At 70.0% G+C, this 11,446-nt stretch carries 10 protein-coding genes; 7 read left to right on the top strand and 3 right to left on the bottom strand.

Annotated elements, in window-relative coordinates:
- Positions 1–552, bottom strand: a 552-nt coding sequence (locus IH26_RS0120180) for an endo-1,4-beta-xylanase (protein WP_342668293.1), incomplete at its 3' end; no start/stop codon positions are given.
- 386 nt (positions 553–938) lie between these two features.
- Here IH26_RS0120180 and IH26_RS0120175 point away from each other — a divergent pair.
- On the top strand, positions 939–2,180 hold the full coding sequence (locus IH26_RS0120175) for a CE1 family esterase (RefSeq protein ID WP_030437772.1): 1,242 nt from the start codon (positions 939–941) through the stop codon (positions 2,178–2,180).
- A 70-nt stretch (positions 2,181–2,250) separates the two neighbouring features.
- Here IH26_RS0120175 and IH26_RS55965 read toward each other — a convergent pair whose 3' ends face one another.
- The gene (locus tag IH26_RS55965; RefSeq protein WP_030437771.1) at positions 2,251–3,717 is read right to left on the bottom strand and encodes a sigma-70 family RNA polymerase sigma factor; all 1,467 of its coding nucleotides are present in this window, start codon (positions 3,715–3,717) and stop codon (positions 2,251–2,253) included.
- 73 nt (positions 3,718–3,790) lie between these two features.
- A complete protein-coding gene (locus tag IH26_RS0120165; protein WP_030437770.1) occupies positions 3,791–4,960 on the bottom strand; it encodes a mandelate racemase/muconate lactonizing enzyme family protein in 1,170 nt (389 codons plus the stop codon).
- A 265-nt stretch (positions 4,961–5,225) separates the two neighbouring features.
- Between IH26_RS0120165 and IH26_RS0120160 the strand changes: the two genes are divergently transcribed.
- The 6 genes from IH26_RS0120160 to IH26_RS0120135 all read left to right on the top strand — a co-directional run bounded on the left by IH26_RS0120160 (position 5,226) and on the right by IH26_RS0120135 (position 11,392).
- A complete protein-coding gene (locus IH26_RS0120160; RefSeq protein WP_211268701.1) occupies positions 5,226–6,548 on the top strand; it encodes an ABC transporter substrate-binding protein in 1,323 nt (440 codons plus the stop codon).
- Positions 6,549–6,598: 50 nt separating this feature from the next.
- A complete protein-coding gene (locus tag IH26_RS0120155) occupies positions 6,599–7,462 on the top strand; it encodes a carbohydrate ABC transporter permease (RefSeq protein WP_211268700.1) in 864 nt (287 codons plus the stop codon).
- Positions 7,462–8,334, top strand: coding sequence for a carbohydrate ABC transporter permease (locus IH26_RS0120150; protein ID WP_030437767.1), 873 nt, complete (start codon positions 7,462–7,464; stop codon positions 8,332–8,334). The genes IH26_RS0120155 and IH26_RS0120150 overlap by 1 nt, the downstream gene beginning before the upstream one ends.
- A gap of 68 nt (positions 8,335–8,402) precedes the next feature.
- A complete protein-coding gene (locus tag IH26_RS0120145; protein WP_030437766.1) occupies positions 8,403–9,149 on the top strand; it encodes a FadR/GntR family transcriptional regulator in 747 nt (248 codons plus the stop codon).
- Between the two features lie 2 nt (positions 9,150–9,151).
- Positions 9,152–10,339: an MFS transporter gene (locus tag IH26_RS0120140; RefSeq protein WP_030437765.1), complete on the top strand. Its 1,188-nt coding sequence runs from the start codon at positions 9,152–9,154 to the stop codon at positions 10,337–10,339.
- Positions 10,340–10,372: 33 nt separating this feature from the next.
- Positions 10,373–11,392, top strand: a complete 1,020-nt coding sequence (locus IH26_RS0120135) for a LacI family DNA-binding transcriptional regulator (protein ID WP_030437764.1) — start codon at positions 10,373–10,375, stop codon at positions 11,390–11,392.
- Positions 11,393–11,446: the final 54 nt, after the last annotated feature.

Below are 11,446 nucleotides of genomic sequence, written 5' to 3'. Positions count from 1 at the left end.
GTTGGACTGCCGGCGGCTGCCGTCCTCGTTGAACGCCTCGTTGACCACGTCCCAGTAGGCGAGCTTGCCCTTGTAGTGGGCCATCACGCCGTTGATGTGGTTGATCATCGCCTGGCGCAGGCTGCTGCCGGTGAGCCGCTGCATCCAGCCCGGCTGCTGGGAGTGCCACGCGAGGGTGTGGCCGCGGACCTTCATGCCGTGCTGGGTCGCCCAGTTGTAGACCTGGTCGCCCGCGGAGAAGTTGAACTGGTTCTGATTCGGCTCGGTCGCGTCCGGCTTCATCTCGTTCTCGGGCGTCACCATGGAGAACTCGCGCCCGGCGATGGTGGTGTAGGCCGAGTCGCCGAGCCGGCCGGCAGCGATCGCGGTGCCGAAATACCGGCCCGATTGCGCGGCCGCCGCGCCCAGGGTGCTGGCGGCGTTCGCGGCCGGCATCACCATGACGACGCCCGCCGCCGCGACGGTGGCGACGGTGCCCGCGAGCAGCATCCGGAACCGTGACGATCGGCGCGCCGCGGAGCCCGGGGATGGGGGAGGGGAATTGGTTGCCACGGTGGCCTCCTTTTCTTGGTCAAAGACGGCCTTCAATGCCACGTCATGCTGGCACGGCAACCTCGCCGAAACAATAGCTTCCGGAATAGTTCCGGAACTATCGGCGGCGCGCTACCTCTCCGAGCGGCCACTTTGTGATCTCGATGCCTGGCCAGGTGTGGAAGGCCGGTCCCGCCGGTCCGGTCCAGCTCCGGAAGTTGCGGCGCAAAAACTTACTGAATTAGTGTTATGGACCAGTGCCCTTCGGGGTCGGCAGGACAATTACTTGTATCGATGGGAGCGCTCCCGTAGCATCCGGGACGTCGCGATGTTAACGCCCACCATTTGTTGGTGCGAGCAATCCTCGCTCTATCCCCGTGCCTTTCCCCGTCCCGAAAGGTTCGCTCATGTCCATCCGTCAACTCGCCGGCGGGGTGGTGGCGGCCGTGCTGGCCGGCGCCGTGGCCCTGGCGGTCGTGACCGCGGCGCCCGCGGACGCGGCCGTGACCGCCGGCTGCGGCAAGGCGCCCACGCTGACCAGTGGCACCCACACGATCTCCAGCGGCGGTCAGAGCCGTAGCTACATTCTCCGGGTCCCGGACGGCTACGACCGCAACCACCCGTACAAGCTGATCTTCGCCTTTCACTGGCTCAACGGAACCGCCGGCAACGTGGCGAGCGCCGGCTACTACGGACTTCAGCAGCTGTCGGCCAACTCGGCGATCCTGATCGCCCCGCAAGGCATCGACAACGGCTGGGCCAACACCGGCGGCCGGGACCTGACCCTCGTCGACAACCTGACCGCGCTGATCGAGGGCGACCTGTGCGTCGACACGTCCCAGCTGTTCGCCCTCGGCTGGAGCTACGGCGGCTCGATGAGCTACGCCGTCGCGTGCGCCCGGCCGGCGGTCTTCCGGGCCGTCGCGGTGCTCTCCGGCGCCAACCTCAGCGGCTGCGCCCCCGGCACCCAGCCGGTCGCCTACCTCGGCATCCACGGCATCCACGACAGCGTGCTGAACATCTCGCTGGGCCGGTCCATCCGGGACACCTTCGTCCGCAACAACGGATGCACGCCGCAGAATCCGCCGGAGCCGGCCCAGGGCAGCCTGACCCACATCGTGACCGCGTACGCGGGCTGCCGGGCCGGTTACCCGGTGGAGTGGGCGGCGTTCGACGGCGACCACACGCCCGAGCCGGTGGACGGGTCCACGTCGACCAACGGCGCCCGGACCTGGACGTACCCGGAGATCTGGCGGTTCTTCTCGCAACTGCCGAGTACGACGTCCTCCTCGCCGTCGACACCCACGACGACACCGACCTCGCCGAGCCCGTCGCCCACCGTCCAGCCGGGCGCCTGCACCGCCGCGTACCGGATCACCGGACAGTGGCAGGGCGGCTTCCAGGCCGAGGTCACCGTGACGGCCGGTACGGCGGCCCTGACCGGGTGGCGGGTGAGCTGGACGTTCGCCGACGGCCAGACGATCACCCAGATGTGGGGCGGCCGGAACACGTCCAGCGGCAGCGTGCAGAACGTCGCGAACGAGACCTGGAACGGCAGCCTCGCGGCGGGTGCGTCCACCACGTTCGGCTTCCTCGGCACCTGGAACGGGGCCAACAGCGTGCCGGCGATGACCTGCGCCGTGCCTTGACCGAGCCGGCGCGGGCAGGGGGATGAGGGGTGCCGCCGGACGATCCGGCGGCACCCCGGCCGTCCGGCGGTCAGCCCAACGGCGGGCGGACGAAGAATGAGCTGTCGGCGCGGAAGGTTTCGCTTCCGTCGTCCTTGTCGATCCACATCTGATCGCCGACGTGGCGCAGGAAAAAGCCACGGTAATTGAACGACTCCAGCGACACCGATCCGGTATGGAGGCCGTCGCGGCCGCAGAACGTGGCGTCCTGCCGGAACAGGACGGTCCCCTCGTCCGGGCTGAGCCGCAGCCGGAACGACGCATGCCGCAAATAGCGGCCGTCTGGGCGGCGGAACGAGAAGCAAGCGGGATCGGCCAGCCCACCGACGGCCTGCAGGCTCGCCCGCTCCCGAGCCGCCACCTCGCTGCCCGGACCCACCGCGGTCAGCACCCCGAAGTCGCCCGTCACGGCGACAAATCGTCCGGCGGCATCGGCCGATTCCAGCGACACCCGGCCGATCGCCGGCCTGGGTACCACGGCGCCGATGGAGGGCGCGGCCGTGCCGCTCCGCCCGGACGCGAGCGGCGTCGACGTGGTCCACCCGGTCGTCGGGACCGTGACGCTGACGGCCAGGACGCCGGCGGTGACGGTCGTCGCCACCGGATGCGTGACCGCCGCCTGGACCGTCCGGACCAGCCACGAGCCGATGCCCGAGGCGACCTTGACCCCGGAATCCGCGGCCGCGGCGCCGGCGAGGGCCTTGGCCACCGCCGCGGCTCCGAGCGTGACCGGGACGGGAAGCAGCACGAGCCCGGCCAGCAACCGGTCCGCGGGCAGCAGGCGGCCCAGCGCGGGCGCGCACACGCGGCAGGACTGCACATGGCGCCCGAACCGCTTTCGCCAGTACGGGCTCGGCGTCCCGTCCCACTCGGCCGCGACCTCGCCGAGCGCCGGGCATCCGGGCATGGCCTCCAGCGCGGCGACGATCTGCCTGCTCGCCTCCAACTGCTCACGCATCCGCTGCATCCGTACGCCGGTGTGCGCGACGGTCGTGCCCAGCGCGGCGGCGACCTCCGGGCGGCTCAGTTCGCCGGCCAGCTCCAGCCACCAGAGCGAGAACGCGGTCCGCTCGTCCGCCCCCATCCAGTGCAGCGCGTGCCCGACCTGCCGCCGTTGATCCGACAGCTCCACCCGCAGCAGCGCCGGCCCTTCCACCTCGGCGCCGGCGTCCGGACGCCCGGCCGCCGTGTCCAGCGGCGCCTCACGCCGGGCCGTGAGCTCCTTCCGCGCCAGATGACTGCCGATCTGCCGTACGGCGATGGCGGCCAGCCACGGCCGGAAGCTACCCGCCGAGCGCAGGTCGGCGATCTGCCGCAGCGCCCGCACCAGCACGTCCTGGACGATGTCGTCGACCGCCGGGTCGTCGGGCAGCGTCCGCCGGACGAGGTTGTAGACCATTGGCAGGTGACGGCCGAACAGCTCGTTCAACGCGGCCCGGTCGCCGGCGCGCGCGGCGACCACCAGTGCCTCGTCCTGACCGGGAAACGGCTGCTCCACTGCGACGTCCTGACTGGGGCAAGGAAAAGTGAACGCTAACAGTCATACATGTTATGAGTGACGAACTTCATATTCAAGAAGGCTGATGTGCGTCGTGTGCCGGCAGGAAGCGCCGACCGGCGTGCTCGGGCCGTACGTGCGGCCCGAGGGACACCTCGATGCTGGTCGGCCGGGTGCTCGTGCCCGCCGCCGCGATCGCGGACTCGTCCACCCGGATGCCGAGCCCGGGCGAGTCGCCCAGGACGTAGCCGCCGTCCTCGATGCGCAGGTCCAGGGTCAGTCCCACGGGCGGGGTCAGGTCCTGCAACTCGGCCACGATGTGGTTGGGCACCGAGGTCGCGGCGTGCACCAGCCCGACCGGTGTCGTGCCGACGGTGCTCACCGGCAGGTCGTGGGCGTGCGCGAGCGCGGCGACGCGCAGGAAATGGGTCACCCCCCAGACCGCCGCCGTCTGCACGATGTCCACCGCGTTCGAGGCCAGCAGCGGGCGGTACTGTTCCAGGCCGGTCAGGTTCTCGCCGGTGGCGACGGAGGCCCGGATCCCGCGACCCACGGCCGCCAGCCCGTCGGCGTCCCACCGGCGGACGGGCTCCTCGATCCAGGTCAGGTCGAGCGTGCGTTCCAGCTCCGCGACGTGCCGTACGGCCTGCTTGCGGTTCCACGACTCGTTCGCGTCCAGCATCAGCCCGGGGCGGAGGCCGCTCACCTCGGCCAGGACGTCCCGGACCAGGGTCAGCCGGTGCCGGTCCTGGTCGACGTCGAGGCCGCCCTTCAGCTTGGCCGCGCCCAGCCCGCGGGTCGCGTAGGCCTGGTACAGCGTCGCGAGCTGCTCGTCGTCGAGACCTATGTCGAGTCCGGAGGCGTACGCCGGCACGAAGCGGCGCCGCCCGCCGAGAAGCCGCCAGAGCGGCTCGCCGGCCAGCGTGGCCTTGATGTCCCACAGGGCCGTGTCCAGCGCGCCGATGGCGCCGAAGACGGCTCCGGAGTGCCCGGCCTTGAAGGTCTGCCGGAGCATGCGGTCGTAGAGCGCGGTGACTGCCCGGGGATCCTCGCCCTCGAGGGCGGCGAAGACCGTTTCGGCACCGTCGTGCGACCCGAGGCCCACTCCGGTGACGCCTTCGTCGGTGTCGACCAGGACTATCGGCACCGGCGTCCGGCCGGCGGCGAAGACGCCGTTGGCGTCCCCGATCGGCCGGCCCCAGTCCTGGACGGTGGTCAGTGTGCGAAGCCCGGTGATCCGCATGTCCGCGTTACCGGGTCCCGGTCCCGGTGAAATGATTCAGACTCATCATGGCTCCTAGATGTGATCTATACCGCCACGGAGTCTAGGCGCTTGCTCCCCTCCTGAGGCAACCCGGCGGGGTGAGCTTCGTCCGGGGTTGATGTCATACGTGTAAATAAACGCACCCACCTCGATAACAGAATGGTAAATAGATCAGTCCTATCTGTTGCTCCGCCAGCCCCGGACGAGGCTAATGAGTCATACAAGCTGGAGCGAGGGGAGAGCCATGAGGTTGCTGAGACGGCGGTCCGTGCTCGTATCGCTGGTCGCGACGGGGATGGTCGCGATCGCGGCGTGCGGTGGCGGCTCGCCGAAGACGAGCCCGAGTCAAAGCTCCAATGCACTGACCGTCTGGGTCGACTCGGTCCGCCTGCCGGCGGCGCAGGCGTACGCCAAGGAACACCCCACCATGCACGTCAACATCGTCACCTTCGACGGCGACGGCAACGGTGCGACCACGCTGCAGACGAAGATCCAGCTGTGGAACCGCACCGGCAACGGCTGGCCGGACGTGATCTTCAGCGAGCAGGCCAACGATCCGGTGTGGATGGCGCAGAAGCCGTTCGAGTTCGCGGCACCGGTCAAGGGCCTTGTTCCGGACAATCTCCTCAGCCAATGGCCCGCCCCGTCGACCGCCCAGTGCACGATCAACGGCACGCAGTACTGCGTTCAGGACAACCTGGCGCAGGTGGTGCTCTGGGTCAACAAGAAGCTGATGACCCAGTTCGGCTACTCGGTGCCGACCACCTGGCAGCAGTGGGCGGCACTCGGGGCGAAGGTCGCCACCGAACACCCCGGCTACATCGTCGGCAATGTCGGCGATTCGTTCAGCCACTGGATCTACCTCTGGGGCAACCAGTGCCCCCTCGAGCAGCTGCAAGGCGACAAGCTTCTGATCAACTCGACGGACGCGCACTGCACCCGGGTCGCGCAACTGCTCGATCCGATGGTCCAGAACGGTTCGGTTCCGCCGCTGAGCGTGTTCACCCCGGACTTCGCCCGTAAGTACGGCGGCGCGAAGGACAAGGTTCTGCTGATGCCCGGGCCGAGCTGGTATGCGCAGGCGCTGTTCGACCAGACGCTGCACATTCCGGCCGGGCAGATCACCGCGGCGGCCCCGCTGCAGTGGGAGAACGAGACACCGGTGACCACCGGCCAGGTCGGCGGCGGCCCGTGGATCATCTCCAAGCACTCCAAGAACCTCAAGGGCGCCGCGGACTTCGTCACGTACGCCACGACGGTCTTCAACCCGACGGGCAAGGACGCCCGGGCCGGCTACCCGGCCTACGGTCCGCTCGCCGACGCCTGGCTGAAGGGGCTGGGCAGCAACCCGTACTTCGCGGCGGACCCGGCTCCGGCACTCAAGGCGGCGGCCGGCCAGGTCTGGACCGGCTGGAATCTGGTCAGCTATCCCGACCAGCCCGTCTGGTCCAACACGGTGGTCACCAAGCTGGTCGCCGGCAAGTCCCTGAGCTCGCTGTTGCAACCGCTCGGCGACGGCCTGGCGCAGGCCGCGCAGGCCTCGGGATACACGGTCGTCCGGCAGTGATGCTGATGAAGGCACCGGCCCGATGGGGGGTGCGCGCGCGGATCACGGGTATGCGTGGTCCGCGCGCGCACGGCCTGCTGTTCGTGCTGCCGTATCTGCCGTTTCTGCTGGTGTTCGGCATCCTGCCGATGTTCTACGCCCTCTACCTCGCGGTCACCACGGACGGCGGCGGGATGGCCGGCCTCGGCAACTTCACCCGGACCTTCCGCGACTACCGGTTCGTCCCGGCGTTCGAGCACATCCTGCTGTACACGGGAGTCTGGCTCGCCTCGCTCATCGTGCTCGTCGTCGGGCTGGCGCTGCTGCTGCACGGCCGCGCCAGCCGGGTCACCTCGACCTTCCGCTTCCTCTTCTACATTCCCGGCGCGCTGGCGGGCGCGTCGGCCGTCCTGGTCTGGCTGTTCATGCTCGACCCCTCGGTCAGCCCCGGTTCGCTGCTGCTGCGGGCCTCCGGAGCGCACCTCTTCGTGGAATCGATCGCGCCGGCCAGGCTGCCGTTCGTGTTCGCGATGATCGCCTTCTGGACCGGAGCGGGTGGCTGGATCGTCGTCCTTTACGGCGCGCTGAACACCATTCCCCAGGACCTGGAGGAGGCGGCTCGCATCGACGGCGCCGGCCCCGTGACGATCGCCCTCCGCCTGAAATTGCCGCTGATCCGCAAATGGGTCGCCTACATGGCGATCCTCTCCGTCGCGACCGGAACACAACTGTTCATCGAACCGCAATTGGTGAACGAGGCCAGCCTCGGGCTGGTCCCGGACACCTGGTCGTCGAATCAGCTGGCCTACCAACTCGCCTTCCGGTACGGGGACTTCAACGGCGCCGCGGCCGTCTCGGTCGACCTGATCGCGATCGGACTCGTCGCCGCCGTGCTCATCGTCAAGCGCACCGGACTGTTCAGAACAGAGGATTGATGCGGCTCGTCACCCGTGGCGTTCGGTTCCTGATTCTGGCGGCGTTCGCCGTCTTCTTCGTCGTACCCGTGATCTGGCTGATCCTCGCGCCCACGAAGTCGGACCAGGACCTCGTCGCCCGCGGGCCGTTCGCCTTCGGCGCCTTCCACAACCTGGCGCTCGCCTGGCAGCACCTGGACTCGTTCAGCGATCACCTCTACCGGATGTGGATCGGAAACTCGCTCGGCTATGCGCTGGGGGCGACCGCCATCGTCCTGGTCACCGCGATTCCCGCCGGTTACGGCCTCGCGCTGTTCCGATTCCCGGGCCGGAACCTGGTGCTCACGCTGACCCTCGTCGTGATGATCATGCCGGCCGCGACGCTGGTCCTGCCGATCTTCCTCGAACTCAACGTGCTGCACCTGATCGGCAACGCGCTCTCGGTGATCCTGCCGTTCGCGTTCTTCCCGTTCGGCGTGTATCTCGCCTACATCTATTACGCGACCGCCCTTCCGGGCGACCTGCTCGACGCGGCCCGCATCGACGGCTGCGGCGAATGGGCGACGTTCCGCCGGATCGCCCTGCCGTTGGCCAGGCCGGTGATCGCCCTGGTGTTCTTCTTCAGTTTCGTGGCGGACTGGAACAACTTCTTCCTGCCGTACGCCGTCCTGGCCGACTCGACGCAATACCCTATTCAGGTCGGTCTCTCGAATCTGCTGTCCTCCACCCCGTCCTTCAATCCGGCGGTCGGCGGGGGCGGTCAACAGGTGAACATCTTCCGGCCGGAATTGGCGCTCGCGACGTTGCTCGCGGTCATTCCGGTCGCCATCGTGTTCCTGGTCTCCCAGCGGGCCCTGGTTCGCGGGCTCGTCGCCGGAGCCACGAAGGGATAGCACCGGGTACGGTATGAGTACTACTTTTCGAGACGATGGTTTCTTGACGATGGTGCGGAGGAGCCCGCGTGACGGATACCGGTCGTGCCGAGGGCGCCTACCGGCCCGGCTATGAGGTCGCCGCCGAGCAGGTTCTCGAGCTGATCTCGCGGCTCCAGCTCCGTCCCGGCGACCGGATGCCCACGGAGCACGACCTGGCCAAGCAGTTGGGCGCCAGCCGGACCGTCGTCCGCGAGGCCGTCAAGATCCTCTCCGCTCTCGGCCGGGTCCGCGCCGAACGAGGCCGCGGCCTGTTCGTGGCCGACGACGAGGGCATGCTCGGCTCCGGCCGGTGGGCGTCGTTCTTCCTGCCCACCGACCTCGACCACGTCTACATGCTCTTCGAGTTCCGGCGGACGCAGGAGATGGAGACCAGCCGGCTGGCCGCCGGCCGGGCCACCCCGGCGCAGTTGAAGGCCATCGAGGAAGCGGCGGCGACGTGTCGCCGGGGACTGGACGCGGGCCGCGAGGACCTGTTCACCCGGGGCGACGACGCCTTTCACACCAGCATCGCCGCGGCATCGCACAACATGTTCCTCGAGATCGCCGTACGCGAGGCCCGCCGGCTGCAGGCGCAGTCGAGTCTGATCGGGCTGCGCGGCTCCATCGGCGGCCACGGTGCCAAGGCGGTCGAGGAACACGATGCCATCTTCCAGGCGATCCGCGACGCCGACCCGGAGCGGGCGGCGCAGGCCGCGGCCGTGCACATCGACAACAGCCTCAACGACTACCGCCGGGAAATCCAGCAGCTGATCTTCAGGCCGGACGCCGACTGAGGATGACACCAGCCCGGAGGGCGCCGGTCCTCCTGGCGTACGCCGCCTTCGTGCTCGTCGGTCTGAACGCCGGCGTCAACGGGGTGTTGCTGGCCGCGCAGATGGGCGACTACGGCGTCTCCCGCGCCACGATCGGCCTCACCTTCTTCACCGGCTCGGCCGGCTTCGTGCTGGCCGGGATCACCGCCGGCGCGCTGATTCACCGATTCGGCATCCGGTTCGGGGTGGCGACCGGTGGCTGCGGGTACGCCCTGGCCGCCCTGTACGCGGGCACGCGACCCGCATTCGTGGCGCTGGTCGTGCTCCAGGTCGCCATCGGCTACGGGACGGGGCTGCTGGAGTCCGTGCTCAACGTGGAGCTGTCCGCGCTGCCCGGCGCGACCACGTTGCTCAACCGGCTGCACGGGTTCTTCGGCGTCGGGGCGCTGCTCGGTCCGCCGCTGGCCGCCGCGATCGTCGCCGCCGCCTCCTGGCCCGCCGTCATGCTGGTGCTCGGTGCGGTAGCCGTCCCGCTCACGGCCGGCTTCCTGATCGTCCCCCCGCCCACCGGGCCGGATCCGGCCGAGCCGGGGCCGCGGTCGCCGGATCCGGGCGGCCGGACCGGTCTCGCGATCCGGCAGCGGGGCGTTCTGCTCGGCGCCGCGCTGCTCACCGTCTACGTGGGTCTCGAGATCGGCGTGGGAAACTGGGCGTTCGGCTACCTCGTCGGGGCGCGGGGGCAGGCGGCGGCGGTCGCCGGGTACGTGGTCAGCGGGTACTGGTTCGGGCTCACCGCCGGCCGGTTCCTGCTCAGCCCGATTGTCAGCCGGCTCGGCTTCACCGCGGCCGGCCTGATGCGGATCTGCCTCGCCGGCGTCACGCTGGTCACCGCGCTGACCTGGCTCCTGCCGGGCACGATCGCGGCCGCGGCGGGCCTGGTCCTGCTCGGCTTCTTCCTCGGGCCGATCTTCCCCACCACGATGGCGATCGCGCCGCGGCTCACCTCCGCGCGGCTGGTACCCGCCGCGATCGGCGTCATGAACGCGGGATCGGTGGTCGGCGGCTCGGCGTTCCCCTGGCTCGCCGGCGCGATCGCCGGAGTCGCGGGCGTGGGGACCCTGCTTCCGTTCACGCTGGCGCTGTCCCTGCTGCAGCACGTGATCTGGGTGCCGACGGCCCGGCGGATCGGCGCGGGCGACGGGTCCTCGTGATGATGGAGAGGTGCCACGTGGCATCCTCATGCCATGGCGAAACCGGCCGGCTCGCCCCGGCGGCAGCCCACCCTCGCGGAGGTCGCCGCGCGGGCCGGCGTGTCGATGACCGCGGCGTCGCGGGTCATCAACAACGCGCCGCACGTCAGCCGGGCCAAGCGGGAGGCCGTCGAGAAGGCGATCAGAGACCTCGGCTACTCACCCAGCCGTACGGCGCGGGCGCTGGCCACCCGGCGGAACGGCGTGATCGCCCTGGCCATCTCCGGCGACGATCCGGCGATCTTCGCCGACCCGTTCTTCGCCCAGGTCATCGTCGGCATTTCCGGCGCCCTGGAGGAGACCGACCTGCACCTGGTGCTGTGCCTGGGCGCGTCGGGGCGGGGCCGGGCCCGGTTCCAGGGTCTGCTGGGCACCCACGCGGTCGACGGCGTCATGCTGACCGCCCTCCGCGGCGACGATCCACTCGTCCGCCTGGTGGAGGAGTCCGGGCTGCCCGCCGTGTACGGCGGCCGGCCGCTGCACGGCGAGCCGGAGTGGTTCGCCGATGTGGACAACCGGGGCGGCGCCCGGACCGCGGTGGAGCACCTCATCGAGCTCGGCCGGGTGCGCATCGCCACGATCACCGGGCTGGCCGACACCGAGGTCGGCCGGTCCCGGCTGCGCGGGTACCACGACGCGCTGGCGGCCGGCGGCCTGCCGCCGTACGCGGCGGAGGCCGGCGACTTCACCGTGGGCGGCGGTGCCGAGGCGATGCGGGCCCTGCTGGACACCCACCCCGACCTGGACGCGGTGTTCGTGGCCAACGACAACATGGCGGCCGGCGGGCTGTCGGTGCTCCGCGAGCGTGGCTACCGGGTGCCGGCGGACGTGGCCGTGGTGGGCTTCGACGACCTCGAGATCGCCGGCCGCACCGACCCGCCGCTGACCACCGTGCACCAGCCGGTGCGCGCCCTCGGCCGGGAGATGGCCCGGATGCTCATCGCCCTGCTCGCCGGCCAGCAGCCCACGTCGCTGATCCTGCCGACGCGCCTGGTCGTCCGCCGCTCGGCCTAGTTGCCGGTTGCGCCGAACTCCAAAGAGCGATACACATAGATGGAAGCGCTCCCA

The sequence above is a fragment of the Actinoplanes subtropicus genome, from assembly GCF_000721705.1.
Taxonomy (GTDB): Bacteria; Actinomycetota; Actinomycetes; order Mycobacteriales; family Micromonosporaceae; genus Actinoplanes; species Actinoplanes subtropicus.
This window is presented reverse-complemented; position numbering and strand designations above follow the sequence as displayed.

Bases quoted from the DNA above. Each gene is read 5' to 3' on its own strand.
- IH26_RS0120140 (WP_030437765.1), top strand. From the start codon at position 9,152: ATGACACCAGCCCGGAGGGCGCCGGTCCTCCTGGCGTACGCCGCCTTC.
- IH26_RS0120175 (WP_030437772.1), top strand. From the start codon at position 939: ATGTCCATCCGTCAACTCGCCGGCGGGGTGGTGGCGGCCGTGCTGGCC.
- IH26_RS0120155 (WP_211268700.1), top strand. From the start codon at position 6,599: ATGCGTGGTCCGCGCGCGCACGGCCTGCTGTTCGTGCTGCCGTATCTG.
- IH26_RS0120135 (WP_030437764.1), top strand. From the start codon at position 10,373: ATGGCGAAACCGGCCGGCTCGCCCCGGCGGCAGCCCACCCTCGCGGAG.
- IH26_RS0120160 (WP_211268701.1), top strand. From the start codon at position 5,226: ATGAGGTTGCTGAGACGGCGGTCCGTGCTCGTATCGCTGGTCGCGACG.
- IH26_RS0120165 (WP_030437770.1), bottom strand. From the start codon at position 4,960: ATGCGGATCACCGGGCTTCGCACACTGACCACCGTCCAGGACTGGGGC.
- IH26_RS0120150 (WP_030437767.1), top strand. From the start codon at position 7,462: ATGCGGCTCGTCACCCGTGGCGTTCGGTTCCTGATTCTGGCGGCGTTC.